Source organism: Nonomuraea ferruginea (assembly GCF_039540635.1).
Classification (GTDB): Bacteria; Actinomycetota; Actinomycetes; order Streptosporangiales; family Streptosporangiaceae; genus Nonomuraea; species Nonomuraea ferruginea.
In genome coordinates this window covers 211,420-236,579 of record NZ_BAABFD010000001.1, presented here as the reverse complement: position 1 = coordinate 236,579, position 25,160 = coordinate 211,420, and the positions used below count along the sequence as shown (strand labels likewise).

Here is a 25,160-nt window from a genome sequence, read left to right as displayed (position 1 = left end):
ATGTTCCCGATATCGACGGGGTACCGATATCACTATTGGACAGCTTGCCGGAACCTCTGGTCTGCTCGTTCCCGTACGAGATCGAGATCTGAATCAGGGGGCTTTGACATGCCGCGTTACTTCCGGAGGACCCGAGCCAAGCTCGCATTCTCCTTCCTGACGTTGTCCGCAGTGCTCGCCGGAGGCGCCTGGGGACCGCAGGCCGCCGTCGCCGCGCCGGCCGGCCGCGAGGACGGCGTCCGCGCGGAGCTGCGCCGGCTCGAAGCCTCCTACCAGGGACGCATCGGCGCCTTCGCCATCGACACGGGCACCGGCAAGACCTTCGGCCACCGGGCCGGCGAGCGGTTCCCGAGCAACTCCACGTTCAAGGCCGTCCTGTGCGGCGCGATCCTGGACAAGGCCCGCACCAAGGACCCCGGCCTGATGAAGCGCGTCCTCCGCTGGACGAAGAAGGACGTCGTCGACCACTCCCCCGTATCCGGCCTTCCGGAGAACATCAGAAACGGGATGACCCCGGATCGGCTGTGCCACGCCACCATCACCCAGAGCGACAACACCGCCGCCAATGTGCTGCTCAAGCAGATCGGCGGGCCGGCGGGCATGACCCGCTACTACCGCTCGCTCGGCGACCGGGCCGGACGGCTCGACCGATGGGAGACCGAGCTGAACGACTGGAAGCCGGGCGAGAAGCGCGACACGATCACGCCCGCGTCGATGGCCCGCGACCTGAAGAAGATCACTGTCGGGGACGCCCTGGTGGCGGCCGACAGGAAGCGGCTGACCGACTGGATGCGGGCCACCGAGACGGGGAAGGAGCGCATCTTCGCCGGTCTGCCCAAGGGCTGGACGGCAGGCGACAAGACGGGCACGGGCGGCGTGTACGGGACCGCCAGTGACATCGCGATCGCCTGGCCGCCGTCGGGCGCCCCGGTGATCATCGCCGTCTACATCCAGCGCCCCTCCGCCGACGCCGAGGTGGACAACGGCGTCATCGCCAGGACCGCCTCTCTCCTGGTACGAGGGCTCGGCAAGGCCTCCTGACCCGCGTCCGGCGGGCTCACGCGCCCGCCAGGCTCTGGCCGACCAGGACGACGGCCGACACCGCCGCCACCACGAGGACGGCGATGCGGACCTTGCCGCCGTCGAGATAGCGGCGCAGCGGGCCCGAGACGAGGAAGCCGGCGATCATCGGCAGGACGAGCACCGCGCCCGCGCCCAGCGCGCGGGCGGGCAGGTGGCCGACCAGGGCCAGGATGACCAGAGACTGGGCGGCGCTCAGGAAGAAGAACATCGCCAGCGTCGCCCGGATCTCCGGCCCCTTGGCGGTCTGGTAGACGAGGGCGATGGGCGGCCCGCCGATGCCGGTGGCGGTGCCCGTGATGCCGGAGACGAAGCCCGCGGAGGTGATCGTGAACCCGTTCCGCGGCAGGCTCACCGCCCGCGCCGTGAGGATCACCGCGACGAGCACCATGGCGCCCACGAAGATGCCCAAGTGGTGGATGGAGATGTAGACCACGATGGCGGCGCCGATGACGCTGCCCGGCAACCGGCCGAGTACCGCGAAACCCAGCCCCCGCCAGTCCACGCGCCGCCACTCCACCGCCAGCGTGAACAGCGGCAACGTCATGTTCGTCACCTGGATCGCGCCCGGCATCAGCGAAGGGTCCAGCAGCGTCAGCACGGGAGCCGCCACCAGGCCCATCCCGAAGCCCACGCTCCCCTGGACCACCGCCCCCACGAAAACCGCCAAACTGCCGACTAGCAGCACTAACGTCAGATCATCCATGCGGACTACTCCATCATGCTCACCCTCCGTCGCCCCACCTGGCGGCGATCGGCGACCGGGTCATCCGGGAGAGCCGGCGACGGCCTTCAGCAGGTCCCCGGTGTACGCGGCCAGCCGGTCGGCGTCGTCCGGATCCAGCGTACGCAGCGACAGCGGGACCGGTTTTCCGCGGTCGACGGCGGTGAGCGGGGCCGGCGGCGGGGCGTCGATCCACGCCACGACGGGGGCCACGGCGTCGGCCACCGGCCGGGCGAAGAGCCGGCCGAGCGTCTTGAGCCCGGCGCGGACCAGCGGGTTCGGGTGCCCGTCCAGGCCGCTGCGGGTGAACCCGGGGTGATAGAGCACGTACCTGGCGCGGCTTTCCGCGTGCCGGGCGAACGCGACGCCGAGCAGGTCGTTGGCCCGGCCGGCCTGGAGCTGGGCGCGTACCTGACCGTAGCCGCGGGTGAGCTGCGGGTCGTCCCAGAAGATCCGGCCCGTCGTGACGCCGACGCCGGCCACGTTCACCACGACCGGATCGGGCGCGGCGTCGAGCAGCGGGCGCAGGCCGTGGCTCAGCAGGTAACGGCTCAGGTAGTACAGGGCGAACGTGGACTCCAGGCCGTCGGCGGTCTCCAGACGGCGGGCGTTCACCCGGTTGGCGAACAGCGCCAGCGCGTCCACCGTCCCGTGCCGCTCGGCGATCTCCGCGATCGCCCGGCGCGCTTCGGCGATCGACGACAGGTCCGCCCGCAGGAACCGCAGGCGATCGCTGTCCGCCTCGGCCAGCAGGGCGCGGCCCTTGGCGGCGCTGCTGCCGATCACGGTGACCTGGTCGCCCCGCGCCAGCCGGGCCAGCGCGGTCGCGCGGCCCATCCCGTCCGTGCCCCCGCTGATGATCACATTCTTCGGCATCGTACGCCTCCCCCGTAAGGTCAGATCATGGCCCGCCCATCCTGGGCGGAACCGGGCAGAGGGCGAAAGAAGGCAGTTTCATGTCCGATACGCACACCGGTGTTCCCTCCGCGCTCGAGTACGAGCTGCCGCGCCCCGTGCCGGCGGACGAACTGGCGGCCTGTCCTGCCGGTGAGGTGTTCCGGCGCGTCGGGGACAAGTGGAGCGTGCTCCTGGTGGTCCTGCTCGGCGGGCGGCCGCACCGGTACAACGAGCTGCACCGCGCCGTCGAGGGCATCAGCCAGCGCATGCTCACCCGTACGCTGCGCGGCCTGGAGATCGACGGGCTGGTACGGCGGGAGGTGCTTCCGACGGTGCCGCCGAGCGTCGAGTACAGCCTGACCCCGCTCGGCCGGTCCCTGCTGGTCCCCCTCTCGGCGCTGGCGGACTGGGCGGTACGGCACGAGGGTGACATCAGGCGGGCCAGGAGCGACTCGACAGGCCGATGAGGGCCCGGACCGGCGGGGGCCGCGGATCCTCTAGGCTGCGTGATCGTGCGAGTCCGATCTGCGTTCCTGGGGCTGTGCGTGGTCGCCGCGACAGCCGTGCCCGCCTTGCCCGCGCACGCGGCCCCGTACAAGGACCCGTTCGACGGGAGCGGGAAGCTGGCGCGGGTGGTGTGCCCCGAGCCGGCGATCACGTACGGGGGGATCCCGCGGACGCGCGAGTATCTAGCCACAGTCGTGAAATGTCTGGATAAGTCATGGAAGGCGCACTTCGCCGCCGACCGGCGCCCCTTCCGCAAGCCCGCGGTGCGCTTCTACGACGAGCCCGAGCGGCGCGTGTGCGGCGTGCCGTGGCCCGAGAGCGCCGCCGCCTTCTACTGCACCAACCGCCGCGTCCTGGTGTTCCCGCTCACCGGCGACTGGATCGAGAACCGCACGGACCTCTACCCGCTGAAGGTCGCCGCCCACGAGTACGGCCACCACCTGCAGTCGCTGACCGGCGCCCGGCGCCACTACGAGGCCGGGGTCAAGGCGAGCCCCGGTCGCCAGGCCGAGCTGGGCCGCCGCTACGAGTTGCAGGCCGACTGCCTGTCGGGGGTGTTCCTGGGCGCCGTGTGGGGGTCGCTGGAGCGTACCGGCGACGACTGGGCGGCGCTGCTCGACGCCACCCGCGCCAGCGGCGACGACGAGCACCGGCGCAGCCACGGCGCGGGCGCCACCCGGGTGCGCTGGCTCAAGCGCGGCCATCACGCCGTCTCCCCCTCCGCCTGCGACACCTGGTCCGCCCCGCCCTCGGCAGTGTCCTGACGTGGAGAGCCGCCCGGCGACGGGTGTGTCGCCGGGCGGCGTCTCGTGGGCACGGGTGATCCCCCGATTCGGGCGTGAAAGGATCTCGCCCTGGCCCGCGCCTCCGGCCGGCTGGTGGCCGGGCGGAGGCGCGGAAGGCTCACTTGGCGAGCAGGCCGCGCAGAACGTACTGCATGATGCCGCCGTGCCGGTAGTAGTCGGCCTCGCCCGGCGTGTCGATGCGCACGACCGCGTCGAACTCGACGTCACCGGCCTTGACATGGACGGTCCCGGGGACGGAGCCGTCGTTGAGCGCCTCGACGCCGGTGATGTCGAACGTCTCCTCGCCCGTCAGGCCGAGCGAGTCGGCCGTCTGGCCGTCGGGGTACTGCAGCGGCAGCACGCCCATGCCGATCAGGTTGGAGCGGTGGATGCGCTCGTAGGACTCGGCGATGACGGCGCGGACGCCCAGCAGCGCGGTGCCCTTGGCGGCCCAGTCGCGCGAGGAGCCGGAGCCGTACTCCTTGCCCGCGAGCACGACGAGCGGGGTGCCCTGGGCGGCGTAGTTGACCGAGGCGTCGTAGATGAACGACACCGGCGCCTCCGGCCGGGTGAAGTCGCGGGTGTAGCCGCCCTCGGTGCCGGGCGCGATCTGGTTGCGCAGCCGGATGTTGGCGAACGTGCCGCGGATCATCACCTCGTGGTTGCCGCGCCGCGACCCGTACGAGTTGAAGTCCCTGACCTTGACCCCGTGCTCGCGCAGGTACTCGGCGGCGGGCGTGCCCACCTTGATGGAGCCGGCCGGGGAGATGTGGTCGGTGGTGGTCGAGTCGCCGACCTTGACCAGCACGCGGGCGCCGGCGATGTCGGCGACGGGCTCCGGCTCGCGCGGCATGCCCTCGAAGTAGGGGGCCTTGCGGACGTAGGTGGAATCGGGGTCCCACTCGAAGGTGTCGCCGGTCGGGATCGACAGCGACTTCCAGTGGTCGTCGCCCTCGAACACGTCGGCGTAGTCGCGCTCGAACATCTCGCGGCCGATGGAGGAGTTGACCACGTCGGTGATCTCGTCGGGCGCCGGCCAGATGTCGCGCAGGTAGACGGGCTCGCCGTCGTTGCCGGTGCCGAGCGGCTCGTTGTCGAGGTCGATGTCCATGGTCCCGGCCAGCGCGTAGGCGACCACGAGCGGCGGCGAGGCCAGGTAGTTCATCTTGACGTCGGGGTTGATGCGACCCTCGAAGTTGCGGTTGCCGGACAGCACGGCGGTGACCGCGAGGTCGTTGTCGTGCACCGCCCTGGAGATCTCCTCCGGCAGCGGGCCCGAGTTGCCGATGCAGGTCGTGCAGCCGTAGCCGACCAGGTTGAAGCCGAGCTTGTCGAGGTAGGGCTGGAGGCCCGAGCGCTCGAAGTAGCCCGTGACGACCTGCGAGCCGGGCGCCAGCGAGGTCTTGACCCACGGCTTGCGGGTCAGGCCCTTGTCGACGGCGTTGCGGGCCAGCAGGGCCGCGCCGAGCATCACGTACGGGTTGGAGGTGTTGGTGCAGGAGGTGATGGCGGCGATGGCCACGATGCCGTGGTCGATCTCGAACGAGGTGCCGTCGGCGAGCGTGACCGGCACCTTGTTGTGCGGCCGCTCGCGTTCGAGGTGGGCGGAGTGCGGCTTGTCGCCGTTGCTGTCGTGGCTGACCGCCGGGGAGTCGGAGGCGGGGAACGACTCGGCGGACGCCTCGTCGCCCGGGCTCAGCGTGTTGGCGGCGTAGTCGTTGACGGCGGCCCGCCAGGCCTTCTTGGCGTCCGAGAGCGCGATGCGGTCCTGCGGGCGCTTGGGGCCGGCGATGGACGGCACGACGGTGGCGAGGTCGAGCTCCAGGTATTCGGAGAACTGGGGCTCGGGCGCCGACGGGTCGTGCCAGAGGCCCTGGGCCTTGGCGTAGGCCTCGACGAGCTCGATCTGCTCCTCGGAGCGGCCGGTGAGCCGGAGGTAGTCGACGGTCTGGCCGTCGATCGGGAAGATGGCGCAGGTGGAGCCGAACTCGGGGCTCATGTTGCCGATCGTGGACCGGTCGGCCACCGGCACGGACGACACGCCCTCGCCGTAGAACTCCACGAACTTGCCGACCACGCCGTGCGCGCGCAGCATCTCGGTGATGGTGAGCACCAGGTCGGTGGCGGTGGCGCCGGCGGGCAGCTCGCCGTTGAGCTTGAAGCCGACCACGCGCGGGATGAGCATGGAGATCGGCTGGCCGAGCATCGCGGCCTCGGCCTCGATGCCGCCGACGCCCCAGCCGAGCACGCCGATGCCGTTCTCCATGGTGGTGTGGGAGTCGGTGCCGACGCAGGTGTCGGGGTAGGCCTTGCCGTCGCGCGTCATGACCACGCGGGCGAGGTGCTCGATGTTGACCTGGTGGACGATGCCGGTGCCGGGCGGGACGACCTTGAACTCGTCGAAGGCCGTCTGGCCCCAGCGCAGGAACTGGTAGCGCTCGCCGTTGCGTTCGTACTCGCGCTCGACGTTGCGCCGGAAGGCGTCGGGGTGGCCGAAGTAGTCGACGATGACCGAGTGGTCGATGACCATCTCGGCGGGGGCCAGCGGGTTGATGCGGGCCGGGTCGCCGCCGAGGTCGCGCACCGCCTCGCGCATGGTGGCGAGGTCGACCACGCAGGGCACGCCGGTGAAGTCCTGCATGATGACGCGGCCCGGGGTGAACTGGATCTCCACGCTCGGCTTCGCGTTCGGGTCCCAGCCGCCGAGCGCGCGGATGTGGTCGGCGGTGATGTTGGCGCCGTCCTCGGTGCGGAGGAGGTTCTCCAGCAAGATCTTCAGGCTGTACGGGAGGCGTGCAGCACCTTCGACGGCGTCCACCCGGAAAATCTCATAAGACGCGTCGCCGACGCGCAGCGTGTCACGGCTGCCGAAGCTGTTCGCGGACACGGTGATTCGCCTCCTCCATTGACGGTTAGCTCACTAAGAATCCTGCCGCACCGGGGAAGCGTTCTTCACGTTAGGTGAACCTAAGTCACGCCGGCCGCAGATTGTCTCGACATCAAGATATCTCTAAAGTATCTCGACATCAAGTTAAAGCGGCCCGAGCCGCCAGAAGAGCAGGCCGACGATGGCGACGGAGAGCACGGGAGCCAGGATCTTCTGCTCGAACTTCCTGCCCGTCTTGATGCCGATCTTCCACGGCAGCAGGAACTTGACCGACAGCGGCCAGAGCACCGGGCAGCCCCGCTCGGTCATGCAGTCGCCCACCACGTGGATGAAGGAGCCGATTCCCACGGCCAGCCCCAGCCAGGCGTACCCGACGTCCATGGACAGGAAGACGGCGTAGAGCCCGGCCGTCATGCCGATGTTGACCATGGCCGAGGCGAGCTTCTTGCCCGGGATGCCGATGCCGATCGCGCGCAGGGCCAGCCCGATGAGCAGCACCACCATGATGTCGCGCCCGATCGGGTAGGCGGCGGCCAGCCAGTGGGCGCCCAGCCCGATCGCGATCGCGAACGCCAGCGAGTGGGTGGCGCCCCGGTGTCCGCCGCTCAGCCACGAGACCGCCTTGCTGAGCAGCCAGGTGACGGGACCGAAGGTCTGGGCGATGGTGGCGCTCGGGTGGTCGAGGTCAGGGAGCATGGCGGCGCCCGAGCAGATGATCGCGCCGGCGATCAGCTCGGCCGGGCTCAGCGCGGTGGCCATGATGCCGGTCTCGATGAACCGGGACGACTCGTTCAGCAGCGGCAGTGCGGCGAGCGGGGGCGCGAGCCCCAGCCAGGCGATGGCCCCCGTCAGCGCGTGCGTGTGCCCCATCATGATCGGGATGCTAGCGCCCCGCGCCCGCTTCCGCCTGTCGCCCGGAAGTCCCTAGAACGTTCCGAAAATGCAGACGAGGCCGTCTCCAGCGGCGACAGCACCCCCCAGCCCTGCCGACGCGGAACGACCTCGTCTGATGGGAACAACGTAGTACCCCTGGATCCTGTTCCCGGCCCTCTCGAAGTTTTTGGTGATCTGAGTCACTTGTCGGAATTGGTTGCTATCGACACACTGTCGATATATCTTTGAAGCATCGTAGAACGGTCGAGAGGAGTACGACATGACATCCGCCCACGCCATGGGAGGCCAGTGGCCCGAGGCGCACGAGGTGAAGAAGGCTCTGCGCGACACGGTCAAGGCCGTGGCCGAGGCGTTCGAGCAGGGTCACCATCACCACCACGAACACCGGCACGAACACCGCCACCGCGGGCGCAGAGGCCCTGGCCCGTTCCCGTTCGACCTCGGGCGCGGCCCGTGGGGTCCCGGCGGCCCGTTCGGCGGCCACCGCGGCTGGGGCGGCAGGCCCCGCAAGGCCAAGCGCGGTGACGTACGAGCCGCGATCCTCGCGCTGCTGGCCGAGGAGCCGCGCAACGGCTACCAGATCATCCAGGAGATCGCCGAGCGCAGCGAGGGCGGCTGGAAGCCCAGCCCCGGCGCCGTCTACCCGGCGTTGCAGCAGCTCACGGACGAAGGGCTGATCATCGCGGAGGAGAACGAGGGCCGCAAGACCTTCCGCCTCACCGACGAGGGCCGCGCCTACATCGAGGCGCACGCCGACGAGATCCGCGCCCCGTGGGACGAGATGCGGCCCGACATCGACGACAACACGGCCGATCTGTGGGACACCGCCCGGCAGTCCGCTTTCGCGATGATGCAGATTCTCCAGTCCGGGAGCGACGCACAGATCCGCGAAGCGCGTAAGACTCTGGTTGAGACCCGGCGCAAGCTCTACCAGATCCTGGCCGACGGCGACCCGGGCGAGGAGTGAGGCGATGAGCCGGCCCGGCGAGAGCGAGGCATCCGTGATGGACCATGACGACCTCCGCATCGGCGACGCGGAGCGCGAGCAGACCATGACCGCCCTGCGCGAGCACTTCGCCCAGGGCCGTCTGACCCACGAGGAGCTCGACGAGCGCCTCGACCAGGCGCTGGCCGCCCGCACCGGCCGCGACCTGGCCCGCATCACGGCCGACCTGCCCGGCCACGGGCCCGCCCGGCCCAGGCCCGCCCCCGTCGCCGACCTGGGGCCCTGGCCGGACGCCGCCTCCTGGCAGGAGGCGATGCGGGCGCACCGCAAGCAGATGAAGGCGTTCCGGCACCAGATGGGACACCACCATCGCGGGCCGATGCACCCCCGGCACCACGGCCACCGGGGGCCGGGGCCGATCGTGCCGATCCTGTTCGTGTTCCTGATGGTGGGGCTCTTCGCGGGCGGCTTCGGCGTGCTGAAGTTCCTCTTCTTCATCTGGATCGGCGCCATGGTCTTCATGTTCGTCCGCCGCCGCTTCGGCTCCCGGCGGTGAGAGCGCCCAGGGCCGGCGGCTAGCCCATCTCCTCCAGCCTCCGGCCCTTCGTCTCCTTGATCCACCTGGTGACGAAGAGGAACGACAGCACGGCGAAGGCCGCGTACATCGCGTACGTGAGCGACAGGTTCCACTCCGACATCGCCGGGAACGTGACGGTGATCACCCAGTTGGCGAGCCACTGGGCGGCGGCGGCCACGCCCAGCGCGGCGGCGCGGATGCGGTTGGGGAACATCTCACCCAGCAGCACCCAGACCACGACACCCCAGGACAGGGCGAAGAACAGCACGAACAGGTTCGCCGCGATCAGCGCGATCGCGCCCTGCGGGTTGGGCAGCGCCATCGTGCCCTCGATCGGCCGGGCGAAGCTGAACGCCCAGGCGGCGGTGGCCAGCGAGACGGCCATGCCGGCCGAGCCCAGGAGCAGCAGCGGCTTGCGGCCGATCCTGTCCACCAGGGCGATGGCGATGAACGTGCCGACGATGTTGATGATCGAGCTGGAAAAGCTGATCAGCAGCGAGTCGGCCTGATTGATGCCCACCGACTGCCACAGCACCGACGAGTAGTAGAAGATCACGTTGATGCCGACGAACTGCTGGAAGACCGACAGGATGATGCCGATCCAGACGATCGGCAGCAGGCCCAGCGCCCGGCCGCGCAGGTCCTTGATCGTCGGCCGGTGCTCGGTCCTGAGCACGTGCTGGATCTCCCGTACGCGCTCGTCCAGGTCGCCTTCGTCGCCCTCGACCTGGGCCAGCACCTCCTTGGCCCGCCGGGGCTCCCCCGCCATGACGAGGTAGCGCGGCGACTCGGGGATGACGGAGGCGAGCCACAGGTAGGCCAGCGCGGGCACGACACAGGCGCCGAGCATCCACTGCCACGCCTGCAGGCCCCACAGATGGTTGTTCACGTCGCCGCCCGCGAGCCGGGCGATCACGTAGTTCACCAGCTGCGACATGGCGATGCCGAGCACGATGGCGAGCTGCTGGAACGATCCCAGCCTGCCGCGGTAGGCGGGCGGGGCCACCTCGGCGATGTAGGCGGGGCCGAGCACCGACGCCATCCCGATCCCGACCCCCGCCAGGGCGCGCCACATCGTCAGGTCCCAGACGGCGAACGGCAGCATCTGGCCGATGGAGCTCACGGCGAAGACGATCGCCGCGATCTGCATGGTCCTGGTGCGCCCCCACCGGTCGGCGAACCCGCCGCCGAACCAGGCGCCGACGACGGAGCCGAGCAGCGCGACGGCGACCACGAAGCCGATCTCGACGCTGCCCACCTGGAAGTGGTTCTGGATGCCCACGACGGCGCCGTTGATGACCGAGCTGTCGTACCCGAACAGGAAGCCCCCGACGGCCGCCGAAGCGGCGATGAAGATGACGCGCCCGAGTTTCTCCTGACCGGTGTGCCGGCTTACCATGCGAGCCCTCCCCTGGATGGGGAGGCAACTACCCGCGATCGCCTTTTCTAGCGCCTTGATTGTTCTTTCTTCGGAAAACCCGATCTGTCCCGGCGCCGCCTCCCCGCCGAGGTCACAGCCTCGGGTCCACGGGCTCCGACTCCAGGGCGAGCACGGCGAACACCGGCTCGTGCACCCGCCAGCCCGGCTCGCCGTCCGCCAGCCGCGCCAGCGCCTCCAGGCCGAGCGCGTGTTCGCGCAGCGCGAGCGAGCGCTTCTTGCCGAGGAAACGCCTGCGCAGCACGTCCAGCGACTCGGTGTAGTCGGGGCCGTAGATGATCCGCAGGTACTCGCGGCCCCTGACCTTGACGCCCGGCTGCACCCGCCCCGCCACGTGCGCGGCCGGCTTGACCACCATGCCCTCGCCGCCGGCGGCGGTCAGCGACTCCCACCAGGCGACGGCCGCGGCCCTGGATCCGGCCGAGCCGAGCGTGACGAACACGTGCCGGGTCGGGGCGATGATCGGCGCGGTGAGCGTGGCCAGCGTCTCCAGGTGCCAGGCGTGCGGCTCCAGCGCCGTGGCCCTCCCCTGGCACGCCAGGATCTGGAAGGGCGCGACCCGTACCCCCTCCAGGCCGTCGACCGGCCAGCAGTAGCGCGCGTACGCGTCGCGGAACAGCGCGGCGTTGCCCGCGCGGCGGCGGGTGCGGTCGAGCAGCCCGGCCACGTCCAGCCCGCGCCCGGCCGCCGCCTCCAGCGCGGCGACGGCGTCGGGCAGCGCGGCGCGGGCGGCGGCGCCGACCGAGGCGTACTGGCGCCTGATCAGCTCACCGGCCTTGGCGGACCAGGGCAGCAGCTCGCAGTCGAGCGCGACCCAGTCCGAGCCGAGCGCGTCCCACAGCGGTTCGCAGGCCGCGCGCAGCCGTTCCACCAGCGGCCCGGTGTCGGCGAAGAACGGCCGGCCGGTGCGGGTGTAGACGGCGCCGGAGCTGCCGTCGGTGACGCCGAACCGCTCGGCGGCCGCCTCCGGTGTCCTGGCGAGCACGGCCACGGCGCGCGAGCCCATGTGCTTCTCCTCGCACACGACCTCCGCCACCCCGGCGGCGGCGAACTCCTCGAACGCCTCGTGCGGGTGCTCCAGGTAGCCGTCGAGCGCGGACGTCTCGGGCGGCGCCATGGTCGGCGGCAGGTAGACCAGCCAGCGCGGGTCCACCGCGAACCGGCTCATCACCTCCAGCGCCGCGGCGGCGTTCTCCTCGTTCACCTTGACCCGGCCGCCGAACCTGGTCTCGACGTGACGGGTGCCGCGGACGTCGTCGACGGCGAGCAGGTCCGGGTCGCGCTCGGGGGCGGCGAGCGGCTTGACCGGCTCGTACCAGACCTGCTGGGCGGGCACCTGGACCAGCTCCCGCTCCGGGTAGCGCAGCGCGGTCAGGCTGCCGCCGAAGACGCAGCCGGTGTCGAGGCAGATCGTGTTGTTGACCCACTCGGGCCGCACGGTCGGCGTGTGGCCGTAGACGACCATGGCCGTGCCCCGGTACTCCCGCGCCCACGGGTAGCGGACCGGCAGGCCGTACTCGTCGGTCTCGCCGGTGGTGTCGCCGTACAGCGCGAAGGCCCGCACGCGGCCGGAGGCCCGCCCGTGGTACGCCTCCTTGAGCCCGGCGTGCGCCACCACCAGCCGCCCGCCGTCGAGCACGTAGTGGCTGATCAGCCCGTCCATGAAGGCCCGCGCCCGGTCGGCGAACTCCGGCGGCTCGGCGGCGAGCTGGTCGAGCGACTCGCGCAGGCCGTGCGCGAGCGTGACCTTGCGTCCGCCCAGCGCGCGGGCCAGCTTGGCCTCGTGGTTGCCGGCCACGCAGATCGCGGTGCCGGCCTCGACCATGTCCATGACCAGGCGGAGCACGCCCGGCGTGTCGGGCCCGCGGTCGACCAGGTCGCCGACGAACACGGCGGTGCGGCCCTCGGGATGGCTCACGCCCTGGGGGCCGTGCCGCCAGCCGAGCTTCTCCAGCAGCGCCTCCAGCTCCGCCCGGCAGCCGTGCACGTCGCCGATCACGTCGAACGGGCCGGTCAGCTCGCGCCGGTCGGTCCAGGCCTTCTCGTACGAGACCGCGGCGCTCTCGATCTGCTCCACGCCCCGCAGGACGTGCACCTTCCTGAACCCGTCGCGGGAGATCCTGCCCAGCGAGCGGCGCAGCTCCTTGCGCTGGCGGATGACGACCCGCGCGCCGAAGTCGCGGTCGGGCCTGGCCGCGTTGCGCGCGACCGCCACCTCCTCCGGCACGTCCAGCACGATCGCGTCGCACAGCACGTCGTGCCGCCTGGCCAGGTCGACGAGGCTCTTGCGGGCGGCGTACTGCACGTTGGTGGCGTCCACGACGGTGAGCAGCCCGCGCGACAGGCGCACGCCGACGATGTGGTGCAGCAGGTCGAACGCGTCCGGGGTGGCGCTCTGGTCGTTCTCGTCGTCGGAGACGAGGCCGCGGCAGAAGTCGGACGAGATGACCTGCGTCGGCCTGAAGTGGCGGGCGGCGAAGGTGGACTTGCCGCTGCCGGAGACGCCGACGAGCACCACCAGGGAGAGCTCAGGAACGCTGATCACGGGTGAACACTCCCATCTGGGTGGGCGGGCCGAGCTCCGGGTCCTCCTCGCCGACCGGCCGCAGCTCGGCACGGTAGCCGTAGCGCTCGCCCACTCTCGCGGTCCAGGCGGCGAACTCGGCGCGGGTCCATTCGAAGCGGTGGTCGGGGTGGCGCAGGCCGGTGAGGAAGGGGTAGCGCGGGTTGTACTCGACGTTGGGCGTGGTGACGACGACGTGGCCGGGCTTGGCGTGGCCGAACACGACCTGTTCGAGCGCGGCCAGGCGGGGCGGGTCGACGTGCTCGACCACTTCCATGAGCACGGCGGCGTCGTAACCGGCCAGGCGCCCGTCGGTGTACGTGAGCGCGCCCTGGAAGAGGGTGAGCCTGGCGCGCTTGCTGTCGGGCATGCGCTCCAGCCTGAGCTTGCGCGCGGCGATGGTCAGCGCCGTCGCCGAGACGTCCATCCCCGCCACGCGGGCGAAGCGCGGCCTGGCCAGCAGCGCGCCGACCAGCTCGCCCTGGCCGCACCCGAGGTCGATGACACTGGTCGCCCCGAGCTCCTCCAGCACCTCCAGCACGGCGGCCCGCCGCCGCGTGTGCAACGGCACCCGCTTCCCCTCAGGCACTTCAGCACCGGCGCCCGCCGCATCAGGGGCGTCCTCTCCGGCCGCGCCACGCACCTCCGCACCAGCGTCAGGGGCGTCCTCTCCCGCCGCGCCACGCACCTCCGCACCAGCGCCGGGGTCGTCGCCTCCGGCCCCACCGCGCACCTCCGCACCAGCGTCAGGGGCGTCGCCTCCGGTCGCGCCGCGCGCCTCGGCCTCGGCGGCGGCGGCCTCGTCGGCGGCCGTCTCGCCCTCCGGCGCCTCCTCGGCGAGCGCGGGCGCCAGCCGCTCCTCGGGCTCGTCGCCCAGCTCGGCGAGCCGGGCCAGCGCGGTGCGGGCCAGCGCCCAGCGCCGTCCCAGGTAGCGGCGGGTGATCAGGGCCCGCTCCGGATGCCCGTACAGCCAGCCCTCTCCGGCCCGGACCAGCTTGTCGATCTCGTCGGACGCGATCCAGTAGTGCTTGCCGTCGTCGAGCACCGGAAGCAGCACGTACAGGTGGTTGAGCGCGTCGGCCAGCCGCACCGTGCCGGACAGCTCCAGCCGCACGTACCGCGAGTCCCCCCACTCGGGGAAGCCCTCGTCGAGCGGCACCGGCCGGGCGCTCACCCGCCAGCCGAGCGGCGCGAAGAGCCGCTCGGCCAGTTCGGGGCCGCCCCTGCAGGGCAGCGCCGGCAGCCGGATCTCCAGCGGCAGCGGCGCCGCCGCCAGCTCGGGCCGGGCATGGCAGCGCCCGGCCCGCGCGGTGCGGAACACGTCGGCCAGCGCCACCGCCAGCAGCGAGGACGCGGCGTAGGGCCGGTCGTTGACGTACTGGGCCAGGCTGAAGTCCGGCGCGTTCTTGCCCCGCGACCTGGCCAGCGTGACCGAGTCGACGTCGAGCAGCAGCGCGGCGGTGCACCGCTCCTCCCCCGCCTCCGGATAGAACACGGTCGCCTCGCCGAACGACTGACCGAACCGCTGCACCCGGTCGGGATGCTTGTGCAGCAGGAAGCCGAGGTCGGTGGCGGGCCGCGCCGTCGTGGAGATCGTCAGGAGCACGCGGACAAGTGTGCACCAGCCCGGCGAAACGCCGCCATCGAGTTACACGTGCGGCAGCACCTCGGCGGCGATGAGCTCCAGGTGCTCCAGATCCCCCAGATCCATGACCTGCAGGTAGATCCGCTCGGCGCCGAGCGAGCCGAACGCGCCGATCTTCTCCAGCACCTCGGCCGGGGTCCCGGCCAGCCCTCCTTCGCCTAGTTCGTCCAGCGGCGTGCCGATGGCAGCGGCCCGGCGTTCCAGCTCTGCCTGGTCACGGCCCACGCACACGGTCTGCGCCGCCGACATCAGGACGTCCCTGCCCGTCTCCTGGGCCGCCCGGCGCACCCGCTCGAACGCGGTCGCGGTCTCCTCCACGGTGTGGAAGGGCACGTTGTACTCGTCGGCGTACGTCGCGGCCAGGCGCGGGGTGCGCTTGGCGCCGAAGCCGCCGACGATGATCGGCGGACCCGGCCGCTGCGCCGGCTTGGGCAGCGCGGGCGAGTCGACGACCCGGTAGTAGGTGCCGTCGTGGGAGTACGACTTCTCCGCCGCCCACAGCCCCTTGATGATCTCCAACTGCTCCTCGAAACGGCCGAACCGCTCGGCCGTGGGCGGGAACGGGATGCCGTACGCGGCGTGCTCGCCGTCATACCAGCCGGTGCCCAGCCCCAGCTCGACCCGGCCGCCGCTCATCTGGTCGACCTGGGCCACGCTGATCGCCAGCGGCCCGGGGAGCCGGAACGTGGTCGGCGTCACCAGGGTGCCCAGCCTGATCGTGGAGGTCTCGCGGGCCAGCCCCGCCAGCGTGATCCAGGCGTCGGTCGAGCCGGGGCCCGGGTCGCCGTCCCCGATGCGCTGATAGTGGTCAGACCGGAAGAACGCGTCGAAGCCAAGCCGCTCGGCGGTCCTGGCCACGGTGAGCAGTTCGTCATAGGTGGCGCCCTGCTGGGGCTCGGTGAAGATCCTCAACTTCATGACGCCATTATCGATCCAAAGCGGACGTCATCCGGAGATTGACCGCGCGCCACCCCGAACGCTTGCTAACGTCCACCCTCGACCGCGTTCCGTAGTCATGTGATCACTCGGAGTGGCTCATGTCGGCCTCACGGCGCAGAAGACCCGCAGGTACGCTCCCGCGTCCGCTCGCTTTCCTGGCCGCGGGCGTCCTGGCGGTGGCCACCGGGGCGGCGCTCTCGCTGCTGCCCGCCCGGGCCACGCTCCACCAGACGACGCCCCGGCCCTCTCCCCCGCCTGCCCGCGCCACCCCCGCGCCGCCGCCGGTCCCGCCGGGGCCGTCCGGATTCGTGACGTTCGTCGACACCGCGGCCGACCCGGGCTTCGACCTTCCCACCGACGCGCGCCGCACCGGCACCCGCTGGTACGCGCTCGGCCACCTGACGGCCGCGCCCGACGGCTGCGCGCAGCGGTGGGCCGGGCGGCTGGCGTTCGGCCACGACCCGGTGGCCAACCGGATCGCCGGGCTGCGCGCCCTCGGCGGCGACGCCGGGCTGGTCTTCGGCGGCCCGGCCGGCGAGGCCGCCGCCACCTGCACCAGGCCGGGCGCGCTGGCCGCCGCCTACCGGCGGGCCGTCGGCGCCTTCGACGCCCGCTACGTCGACTTCGACCTGCCGCGCCCCGGCGACCAGGCGACGGTGCTGCGCCGCGCCCGCGCGATCAGGGCCGTGCAGCGGGAGCGTCGGCTGAGCGTCAGCTTCACGCTGCCGCTCCACCCCGACGGGCTGTCGGCGCGCGACGCGCTGATGCTGCGCCTCACCCGCGAGGCGGGCGCCCGCCTCGCCACCGTGAACGTGCTGGCCGAGATCGCGCCGCAGAACGCCCCCGAAGGCCGCCTGCTACGACTCGCCAAGGCCGTACGAGCCGCCCAGACCCAGCTCACGAGCCCGTACGGACCGACAGTCGCGAACAAGACCACCACCCGCCAACCGTCCCGGCCGACGGGCACGGCCGCAGCCGCCATCGGCGAACGGCCCCGGTCGGCGGCCACGGCCCAAGCCGCCACCGGCGAGCCGTCCAGGCTGACCGGCACGGCAGCAGCCGCCACCGGCGAGCCGTCCGGGCTGACGGGCGCGGACAGGGCCGCCGCCGGCGCGCTGGCCCGGGCGGCGGGCTCGGACGGGATCAGTGGCGGGCCGCCTCGGCTGGCGTTGACGTGCGTGCTGGCCGATCCCGGAGATCTGAGTGTGACGGACGCGCGGAAGCTGGCCGCGTTCGCCGCCCGGCACGGGCTGGCGTGGCTGTCGCTGAGGGGCGCCGCCCCCGACCCGGAGGTGGCCAGGGCCTTGCGGAGCTGACCATTACAGCCACCCTTGCCGGAACTATAGGCTTTCGCTGCGGGACGCGGCCTATGAGCGGTTAGGGGAGTCAGGGTGGCCACCAGGCCGGAAACGGCGAAGAAGATCCTCATCTACTGGATGGACGGCATGGTCCTCCTGATGGGCATCGCCTTCGTCGCCACGATCGCCGTCGCGGCCCAGATGAGCATGATCGGCTGGGTTGGCGCGGCGGCCTCCATCACGTGCCTGACCGTGGTCCTCGTCATGTTCTCCCTCATCCTCAGGGACGCCTTCGACAACCGGCCCCGGCCCACGGTCAAGCTGCTCGTGTCCGGGGTGGCGGTGGTGGCGGTCCTCCTGCTGCCGATGCCGCGGGACGGCTCGTTCATGACCTGGGAGGTCGTGGCGTACCTCTGGCTCAGCGTCGTCCTGCTCCACCTGCCGTTCTGGGCGACCGCCCTGATGGGCACGGCGCTGGTCACGGCCATCACCGTCATGCAGACGGGGCACGGCGGTCCGTGGCAGGCGGTGCTGCTGATCCAGCTGTCCGGCGCCGTGCTGATGCCGCTGGCCATGTGGTCGTGGCGCTGGCTCTGGTGGACGATCAGGGACGCGCACGACAGCCAGGCGGCCAAGTCCAGGCTCGCCGTCGCCGAGGAGCGGCTGCGCTTCGCCCGCGACCTGCACGACCTGCTCGGCCACAGCCTGTCCGTCATCACGCTCAAGAGCGAGCTGGCCGCCAAGCTCGCGACCAAGGACGCCGCCAAGGCCGCGGCCGAGATGGCCGACGTGCGGCGGCTGACCGGCGAGTCACTGACGGAGGTCCAGCTCGCCGTGGACGGCTACCGGTCGCTGGACCTGGACGAGGAGCTGGCCAGGGCGCGCGCCGTGCTGGAGGCCGCCGGCACCCGGTGCGTCGTCGAGGCGGGCACCGGCGAGCTGCCGCCCGCCGCCCGCGCGCTGCTCGCCTGGGTGGTGCGCGAGGGCGCCACGAACGTGCTCAAGCACAGCTCCGCCTCCCGCTGCTCGATCACCTTCGCCGACGGCGTGCTGGAGATGCGCAACGACGGCGTGCACGGCACGAACATCAGCGCCGTGAACGGCACGCCGAACGGCGCCGGGAGCGGACTGCGCGGCCTGGCCGAGCGGATGACCGCCGCGGGCGGCGCCTTCTCCGCCGGGCCGGTGCGCGACGGGGAGTTCGTGCTGCGGGCGCGGGTGCCGGCATGAGGCGCGCCACCAAGCTCGACAAGGTCCGCTGGCTCATCGTCTACTCGACGGACTTCGTCCTCGCGCTGGGCCTGATCGGGCTCATGATGGTGTACGCGGCGTGGGACGGCGGCATGCCGGGTCCGCTGGCCGCCGCCGGGGCCGTGCTCGTCGTCTCGGTCGTGGTGCTCGGGATGCGGGTCTTCCGGCTGGCGGTCAGGGGCGCGGCCCGGCCGACCAGGCTGCTGGCCGCCGGCGGGGTGATGGCGCTGCTGCTGACGCCGTTCGCGGCCGTGCCGACGATCGCGCTGTGGCCGGCGATGGTGTCGCCGTGGGTCCGCGGGCGCACCACCCTCCTGCTGTCGGCCGCGTCCATGGTGCCGGTGACCGTCCTCTTCCTCGTGCTCGGCGCGTTCGAGCCGGCGCTGCTGCTCATGCAGGTCCTGTTCACCGGCCTGCTCGCCGGCGGCATCCCGGTGAACCTGTGGCTGTGGAGCATCACCAGGGAGGCGCACGAGGGCCAGGAGGCCAGGGCCCTGCTGGCCGTGTCGGAGGAGCGGCTGCGCTTCGCCCGCGACCTCAACGACCTGCTCGGCCAGAGCCTCACCGGCATCGCCGCCAGGACGGCGGGGGCCGAGGACCTGCTGCGCGCCGACCCCGAGGCGGCCTCCCGCGAGATGTTCGAGGTACGCGACGTCGCCCGGCGGTCGCTGCGCGAGGTGCGCGCGGCCGTGCAGAACTACCGGGCGCTCGACTTCGACGAGGTGCTGGCCAGCGTCCGCGCGGTGCTGGAGGCGGCCGACGTGCGCTGCACCGTGGAGTGCGACGCCGGCACGCTGTCGCCCGAGACCCGCACCCTGCTGGCCACCGTGGTCCGCGAGGGCGCCACCAACGTGCTCAAGCACAGCAAGGCCGAGCACTGCACGATCACCATCAAGGAGGGGATCCTGGAGATGACCAACGACGGCGTCATCGGCCCGCCGGGCGAGCACGCGCCGAACGGCCTCGGCGGGCTCGCCCAGCGCGTGCGCGGCGCCGGGGGCACGCTCTCGGCCGCGCCCACGCCCGGCGGCTCGTACGTGCTCAGGGTGGTGGTGCCGGCATGACCACGCGCGTGCTGCTGGCCGACGACGAGCACCTCATCCGGGGCGCGCTGGCGGCGCTGCTCGACCTGGAGGACGGCATCGAGGTCGTGGCCCAGGTGGGCAGGGGCGACGAGGTGGTGGACGCGGTCGCGGAGCACCGGCCGGACGTGGCGGTGCTGGACATCGAGATGCCCGGCATGGACGGGCTGAGCGCCGCCGAGCGGATCAGCTCCACGTGCAAGATCGTGATCCTGACCAGCCTGGGCCGGCCCGGCTACCTGCGCAGGGCCATGGCCGCCGGGGTGAGCGGGTTCCTCGGCAAGGACGCCTCCGCCGAGGAGCTGGCCATGGCGATCCGCAAGGTCCAGTCGGGCGGGCGCTATCTCGACGCCGAGCTGGCCGCCGCCGCGATGGCGGCCGGCGACAGCCCGCTCACCGACCGGGAACGCGACGCGCTGCGGCTGGCCGCCGACGGCCACCCGATCGCGCGGATCGCGGGCGAGCTGCACCTGACCGAGGGCACGGTGCGCAACTACCTGTCGAGCGCCATGACCAAGCTGAACGCGCAGAACCGGCTGGAGGCGATCAGGACGGCGCAGCGCATGGGCTGGCTCTAAGGCTGTCCGGCTCTGACCAGGAGGGCGACGCACTCCACGTGGTGGGTCATCGGGAAGGCGTCGAAGGCCCGCAGGTCGGCCAGCGGATAGCCGCGCTCGGCCAGCCAGGCGAGGTCTCGGGCCAGTGTCGCGGGGTCGCAGGACACGTACACGACGCGTGACGGCTCCAGGGCGGCGACGCGGGAGACCACGTCGCGGCCCAGGCCCGCGCGGGGCGGGTCGACGACCACGAGGTCCGCGCGCTCGATCTGGTAGCGGTCGAGGGCGTCCTCGACGCGGCCGCGCTCGATCCTGGCCTGGGGCAGGTCGCGCAGGTTGGCGCGGGCGTCGCGCACGGCGGCGGCCTCCGACTCCAGGCCGAACACGGCGCCCTCGGGGCCGACCGCCTCGGCCAGGCCGGCCGCGAACAGGCCGGCGCCGCAGTAGAGGTCGAGCGCCCACTCCCCCGGCTCGGGGGCGGCGTAGGCGAGGACGGCGTCGAGGAGGGTCTCGGCGGCGCCCGGGTGGACCTGCCAGAAACCGCTGCCCGCGACCCGGAACTCGCGCTCGCCCACCCGCTCGTGCAGCACGCCGGAACCGCGCCGCGCGGCGGTGCGGCCCTTGCCCTCGTCGAGCAGGACGGCGGCGGGCGCGTCGAGGTCGGGCACGGCGACGGGGCGGCGGTGGCGCGGGGTGACGACGACGGCCCGGTCGCCGCCGGACGAGGCGATCACCTCGACCGCGCGGGCGCCCGGCCAGTCGTGCGACTCGGCGCCGACGGCCTCCACCTCGGGGTGGGCGATCAGGCAGGCGTCGATCGGCTGGATCTCGTGGGAGCGGTGCCTGCGCAGGCCGAGCCGGCCGTCGGAAAGGGCGGCGAACTGGACGCGGGTGCGCCAGCCGAGCCCGTCCTTGGCGCCGGGCACCTCCTCGACGACGACCTCGCGCTCGATGCCGGCGAGGCGGCGCAGTTGCTCGGCCACCACGTCGGCCTTGAGCCGGCGCTGCGCCTCCAGGGTGGCGTGCTGCCAGTCGCAGCCGCCGCACAGGCCGGGGCCGGCGTACGGGCAGGGCGGCACGACCCGGTCGGGCGACGCCTCGATGACGCGCACCGCGTCGGCCCGCAGGAAGCGGCTCGTCTCCTCGGTGACCTCGGCCACGACCCGCTCCCCTGGCAGCGCGTGGCGGACGAAGACCACACGGCCCTCATGGCGTGCCACGCACCAGCCGCCGTGGGCGACCGGACCTACCGTCAGCTCGAGCGATGCCTGTTCCACACCCGACAGCCTATGCCCGGAGGGATCCCGCCCGGCCCGCTCGACTACGGTTGACGATCGTGACGGAGTCGGGGCGGGTGGTGCGCAGGAGGCTCGGCTTCGCCGGGACGCTCCTCGCCACGCTGTTCTTCTGCGCCTCGCTGACGCCCTCGCTGCTGCCGCGTACGTGGGAGTACCAGGGGGTGATGGGGGCCGTCACGGCCATACTCGGCTACGGCGTGGGCGCGTCCGTCGGGGCCGGGTGCCGGGCGGTGATCCGCTACCGGCCGCCCGCGCGGTGGGTGCGGCGGGCCTGGGAGGTCATGCTCGGGGTGTGCGCGGCGCTGACGGTGGCGGCGCTGTCCTACAGCTACGGCTGGCAGCGCGACCTGCGGGCGCTCATGGGCATGGACACCGTGATCCCCTGGTATCCGCCGGTCATCATCGGGCTGGCCACCGTGCTGTTCTGCGTGTTCCTGGCGCTGGCCCGGCTGGTGCGGCTGGGCGGGCGCAAGCTGATCGGGTGGCTCGACCGCTACGTCCCGCACGTCGTGGGACACGCGATCGGGGGGATCCTGGTGGCCTTCCTGATCGCGGTGTTCTTCAACGACGTGCTGTTCTCCGGGTTCGTGGCCGCGATGAACAACGTCTCGTCGGTGGCCAACGAGAGCACGCAGGCGGGCGTGCGCCGCCCGGCCTCGCCGGAGCTGTCGGGCGGTCCGCGGTCGCTGGTGGGCTGGCAGGAACTCGGCAAGGAGGGGCGCACGTTCACCGGCGCCGCGCTGACCCCGCGCGAGCTGGAGACGTTCTCCGGCAAGCCCGCCGAGCAGCCGATCAGGGTGTACGTGGGCCTGTTGTCCGCGCCCACGCCGCGCGCACGGGCCGACCTGGCGGTGCGGGAGCTGGAGCGCACCGGCGCGTTCGAGCGGCCGGTGCTGGCCGTGCTGGGCACCACCGGCACGGGCTGGGTCGATCCCGGCCTCTGCGAGGCGCTGGAGTACATGTACAACGGCGACACGGCCACGGTCGCCGTGCAGTACTCGTACCTGCCGAGCTGGGTGTCGTTCCTCGTCGACAGGGACCGGGCGGCGGTGGCCGGCCGGACGCTGTTCGACGCGGTCCGGGAGCGCTGGGAGCGGCTGCCCGCGGACGACCGGCCGCTGCTCCTGGTGGGCGGCGAGAGCCTCGGCTCCTACTCGATGGAGAGCGCGTTCAGCGGGCTGGACGACATGGTGGCCCGTACGGACGGTGCGCTGTTCATCGGCTCACCGTACGCCAACCCCATCTGGTACGAGCTCACGACGGAGCGGGACCCCGGCAGCCCGGTCTGGCGGCCCGTCTACGGGTCGGGCGAGATCGTACGGTTCGCGCAGCGGCCCGCCGACCTGGCGGGCGAGCCGCGCCCGCAGGTCGTCTACCTGCAGAACGCCTCCGACCCGGTGGTGTGGTGGACACCCCGGCTCATCTTCGACCGGCCGGCCTGGCTGGAGGAGCCGCGCGCGCCGGCGATCAACCCGCAGATGAACTGGTTCCCCCTGGTGACCTTCTGGCAGGTGCTGGGCGACATGACGGCCGGGCTGGGCACCCCGCCCGGCTACGGTCACCGCTACGGGTCGCTCATCGTGTACGGGTGGGCGGCCGTCGCCCCGCCCCCCGGCTGGACCGCCGCCGACTCCGCGCGCCTGGGCGTCCGCATCAGCGGCGGTTGACGTCCTTCTCGCCGGACGAGCGCTGCAGCGGGCGGCGCACCCCGCCGGGGGCGAGCGGCTCGGGACGGCCGGACAGCCGGGTGGACGAGTGGAGCTGCCACGGCACGCTGGTCACCATCACGCCCGGCTTGAACAGCAGCCGCGCCTTCAGCCGGAACGCGCTCTGGTTGTGCAGCAGGTGCTCCCACCAGTGGCCGACCACGTACTCGGGGATGAAGACGGTCACCACGTCGCGCGGGGAGCGGCGGCGTACGGACTTGACGTAGTCGAGGATCGGCTGGGTGATCTCGCGGTAGGGCGAGTCGAGCATCTTCAGCGGCACCTGGATGCCCCGGCGCTCCCAGTCCTCCCGCAGGCGGCGCGCGTCCTCGCCCTCGACGCCGACCGTGATCGCCTCCAGCGTGGAGGGCCGGGTGGCGCGGGCGTAGGCGAGCGCCCGCATGGTCGGCTTGTGCACCTTGGACACCAGCACGATCGCGTGGTTGCGGGCGGGCAGCGTGGTCATGTCGACGTCCTCGGTGAGCTCCAGCTCGGCCGCGACGTTGTCGTAGTGGCGCCTGATGCCCTTCATCATGAGGAACAGCAGCGGCATCGCGATGCACACGATCCACGCGCCCACCGCGAACTTGGTCACCAGCACGACCACGAGCACCAGCCCGGTCATCACGGCGCCGAAGAAGTTGATCGTCCGCGACCGGTGCATCTGGTGGCGGGCCTTCAGGTCGTCCTCGGTACGCAGCCGGCGCGTCCAGTGGATGACCATGCCGGTCTGGCTGAGCGTGAAGGAGACGAAGACCCCGACGATATAGAGGTTGAGCAGGCGGCTGACGTCGGCCCGGAAGCCCCACAGCAGCAGGCACGCCGCCAGGGCCAGGATGATGATGCCGTTGGAGAAGGCCAGCCGGTCGCCGCGGGTGTGGAGCTGGCGCGGCAGGAAGCGGTCCTGGGCCAGGATCGAGGCGAGCACGGGGAAGCCGTTGAAGGCGGTGTTGGCGGCCAGGAACAACACCAGCGCGGTCACGCCCGAGATGACGTAGAACGGGGCCGAGCCGCCGCCGAAGACCGCGTCGGCCACCTGCGAGATGATCGGCTGCTGGTGGTAGCCGGGGCCGACGGGAGTGCCGTCGGGCCGCAGCAGGTCGGTCGCGGCGACCGACGGATCCGCCACCTTGACGCCGGACGCCAGGCCGAGCGCGGTGATGCCGCCGAACATGGCGACCGCGATCAGGCCCATCATGAGCAGCGTCTTCGCGGCGTTGCGGCTCCTGGGCTTGCGGAAGGCCGGCACGCCGTTGCTGATGGCCTCGACGCCGGTGAGCGCCGCGCAGCCGGTGGAGAAGGCGCGCAGGATCAGGAACGCCGCGGCGAAGGCGGTCAGGTCGCTCTGCTCGGCCACGATGCCGAAGTCGGCGGTGGGGGCGCGCAGCTCGATGCCGAGGAAGACCAGCTCGTACGAGCCGATCGCGATCATGCCGAGCACGGCGAACATGAACGCGTACACCGGCACCGCGAACGCCAGCCCCGACTCGCGCAGCCCGCGCAGGTTGACCAGTGTGAGCAGGATCACGATGCCGATCGCGACCCCGGGCTTGTGCTGGGCGACGAACGGGATCGTGGCGCCCACGTAGTCGACGCCGTTGGCCACCGACACCGCGACGGTGAGCACGTAGTCGACCATGAGCGCGCCGGCCACCGTGAGCCCGGCGTTCTGCCCCAGGTTGGTGGAGGCCACCTCGTAGTCGCCGCCGCCGCTGGGGTAGGCGTGCACGTTCTGCTGGTACGACGCCACCACTGTCATCATGACGACGATGACGGCGATGGCGATCCACGGGCTGTAGGAGTAGAACGCCACACCCGCCAGGGACAGGATGACGAGGATCTCCTGCGGCGCGTACGCCACGGAGGAGAGGGCGTCGCTGGCGAAGACCGGCAGCGCGAGGCGCTTCGGCAGGAGCTGCTCGTGGAGCTGACCGCTGCGCAGGGCTCGTCCCACGAGCAGGCGTTTGACGAGATCCGATGCTTTCGCCACGTTACGGAATGTTAGCCCGCTCCCGGATCCAGGCAGACGGCGCGCGCCCGGCGCGGTCCATACTGGTGTCGAGCGTCCAGATGACCGCGAAGTGCG

The 25,160-nt window shown here is 72.0% G+C and carries 20 protein-coding genes; 10 read left to right on the top strand and 10 right to left on the bottom strand.

Annotated features, from left to right (window positions below; genetic code table 11):
* Window positions 1-171 precede the first annotated feature (171 nt).
* A complete protein-coding gene (gene bla / locus ABD999_RS01075) occupies window positions 172-1,041 on the top strand; it encodes a class A beta-lactamase (protein WP_271277595.1) in 870 nt (289 codons plus the stop codon).
* A gap of 16 nt (window positions 1,042-1,057) precedes the next feature.
* On the opposite strand, the gene ABD999_RS01070 is transcribed toward bla, so the two are convergent.
* Both ABD999_RS01070 and ABD999_RS01065 read right to left on the bottom strand, forming a co-directional pair.
* Entirely contained in the window at window positions 1,058-1,750 is a 693-nt protein-coding gene (locus ABD999_RS01070; RefSeq protein ID WP_308248761.1) for a sulfite exporter TauE/SafE family protein, read from the bottom strand.
* Between the two features lie 96 nt (window positions 1,751-1,846).
* Window positions 1,847-2,680, bottom strand: a complete 834-nt coding sequence (locus ABD999_RS01065) for an SDR family NAD(P)-dependent oxidoreductase (protein WP_271277578.1) — start codon at window positions 2,678-2,680, stop codon at window positions 1,847-1,849.
* Between the two features lie 80 nt (window positions 2,681-2,760).
* Here ABD999_RS01065 and ABD999_RS01060 point away from each other — a divergent pair, with 80 nt between their 5' ends.
* Entirely contained in the window at window positions 2,761-3,168 is a 408-nt protein-coding gene (locus tag ABD999_RS01060) for a winged helix-turn-helix transcriptional regulator (protein WP_271277577.1), read from the top strand.
* Window positions 3,169-3,213: 45 nt separating this feature from the next.
* The gene (locus tag ABD999_RS01055) at window positions 3,214-3,972 is read left to right on the top strand and encodes a neutral zinc metallopeptidase (protein ID WP_271277576.1); all 759 of its coding nucleotides are present in this window, start codon (window positions 3,214-3,216) and stop codon (window positions 3,970-3,972) included.
* A gap of 139 nt (window positions 3,973-4,111) precedes the next feature.
* On the opposite strand, the gene acnA is transcribed toward ABD999_RS01055, so the two are convergent.
* Window positions 4,112-6,886, bottom strand: a complete 2,775-nt coding sequence (gene acnA / locus ABD999_RS01050; RefSeq protein WP_378525149.1) for an aconitate hydratase AcnA — start codon at window positions 6,884-6,886, stop codon at window positions 4,112-4,114.
* A gap of 138 nt (window positions 6,887-7,024) precedes the next feature.
* Window positions 7,025-7,753, bottom strand: a complete 729-nt coding sequence (locus ABD999_RS01045; protein ID WP_271277574.1) for a metal-dependent hydrolase — start codon at window positions 7,751-7,753, stop codon at window positions 7,025-7,027.
* Window positions 7,754-8,033: 280 nt separating this feature from the next.
* Between ABD999_RS01045 and ABD999_RS01040 the strand changes: the two genes are divergently transcribed.
* Window positions 8,034-8,741, top strand: a complete 708-nt coding sequence (locus ABD999_RS01040; RefSeq protein WP_148030327.1) for a PadR family transcriptional regulator — start codon at window positions 8,034-8,036, stop codon at window positions 8,739-8,741.
* Between the two features lie 4 nt (window positions 8,742-8,745).
* Window positions 8,746-9,276 (top strand): DUF1707 SHOCT-like domain-containing protein, encoded by a 531-nt coding sequence (locus ABD999_RS01035; protein ID WP_271277573.1) that lies wholly within the window; start codon window positions 8,746-8,748, stop codon window positions 9,274-9,276.
* Window positions 9,277-9,295: 19 nt separating this feature from the next.
* Here ABD999_RS01035 and ABD999_RS01030 read toward each other — a convergent pair whose 3' ends face one another.
* The 4 genes from ABD999_RS01030 to ABD999_RS01015 form a co-directional block, all read right to left on the bottom strand.
* Complete coding sequence (locus tag ABD999_RS01030; RefSeq protein WP_345482515.1) at window positions 9,296-10,696, bottom strand: sugar porter family MFS transporter; 1,401 nt, start codon at window positions 10,694-10,696, stop codon at window positions 9,296-9,298.
* A gap of 112 nt (window positions 10,697-10,808) precedes the next feature.
* Window positions 10,809-13,280: a polynucleotide kinase-phosphatase gene (locus tag ABD999_RS01025; RefSeq protein ID WP_345482514.1), complete on the bottom strand. Its 2,472-nt coding sequence runs from the start codon at window positions 13,278-13,280 to the stop codon at window positions 10,809-10,811.
* Window positions 13,264-14,904, bottom strand: a complete 1,641-nt coding sequence (locus ABD999_RS01020; RefSeq protein ID WP_345482513.1) for a 3' terminal RNA ribose 2'-O-methyltransferase Hen1 — start codon at window positions 14,902-14,904, stop codon at window positions 13,264-13,266. Before ABD999_RS01020 ends, ABD999_RS01025 begins: the two co-directional genes overlap by 17 nt.
* 42 nt (window positions 14,905-14,946) lie before the next feature.
* Window positions 14,947-15,861 carry an LLM class F420-dependent oxidoreductase gene (locus ABD999_RS01015; protein WP_345482512.1) on the bottom strand — a complete coding sequence of 305 codons (915 nt, stop codon included), beginning with the start codon at window positions 15,859-15,861 and terminating at the stop codon, window positions 14,947-14,949.
* 119 nt (window positions 15,862-15,980) lie between these two features.
* Between ABD999_RS01015 and ABD999_RS01010 the strand changes: the two genes are divergently transcribed.
* The 4 genes from ABD999_RS01010 (at window position 15,981) to ABD999_RS00995 (ending at window position 20,091) form a co-directional block, all read left to right on the top strand.
* Window positions 15,981-17,198: a glycoside hydrolase family 18 protein gene (locus ABD999_RS01010; protein WP_345482511.1), complete on the top strand. Its 1,218-nt coding sequence runs from the start codon at window positions 15,981-15,983 to the stop codon at window positions 17,196-17,198.
* Window positions 17,199-17,273: 75 nt separating this feature from the next.
* A complete protein-coding gene (locus tag ABD999_RS01005; protein ID WP_271275898.1) occupies window positions 17,274-18,410 on the top strand; it encodes a sensor histidine kinase in 1,137 nt (378 codons plus the stop codon).
* Entirely contained in the window at window positions 18,407-19,495 is a 1,089-nt protein-coding gene (locus ABD999_RS01000) for a sensor histidine kinase (RefSeq protein WP_271275899.1), read from the top strand. Before ABD999_RS01005 ends, ABD999_RS01000 begins: the two co-directional genes overlap by 4 nt.
* Window positions 19,492-20,091 carry a response regulator transcription factor gene (locus tag ABD999_RS00995; RefSeq protein ID WP_219543137.1) on the top strand — a complete coding sequence of 200 codons (600 nt, stop codon included), beginning with the start codon at window positions 19,492-19,494 and terminating at the stop codon, window positions 20,089-20,091. The genes ABD999_RS01000 and ABD999_RS00995 overlap by 4 nt, the downstream gene beginning before the upstream one ends.
* On the opposite strand, the gene ABD999_RS00990 is transcribed toward ABD999_RS00995, so the two are convergent.
* Window positions 20,088-21,347, bottom strand: a complete 1,260-nt coding sequence (locus ABD999_RS00990; protein ID WP_271275900.1) for a class I SAM-dependent RNA methyltransferase — start codon at window positions 21,345-21,347, stop codon at window positions 20,088-20,090. The two genes, ABD999_RS00995 and ABD999_RS00990, sit on opposite strands and share 4 nt — an antisense overlap.
* A gap of 59 nt (window positions 21,348-21,406) precedes the next feature.
* Here ABD999_RS00990 and ABD999_RS00985 point away from each other — a divergent pair, with 59 nt between their 5' ends.
* Complete coding sequence (locus tag ABD999_RS00985; protein ID WP_271275901.1) at window positions 21,407-23,035, top strand: alpha/beta hydrolase; 1,629 nt, start codon at window positions 21,407-21,409, stop codon at window positions 23,033-23,035.
* Here the strand turns inward: ABD999_RS00985 and ABD999_RS00980 are convergent.
* Complete coding sequence (locus ABD999_RS00980; protein ID WP_271275902.1) at window positions 23,022-25,064, bottom strand: APC family permease; 2,043 nt, start codon at window positions 25,062-25,064, stop codon at window positions 23,022-23,024. The genes ABD999_RS00985 and ABD999_RS00980 overlap by 14 nt on opposite strands.
* Window positions 25,065-25,160 lie beyond the last annotated feature (96 nt).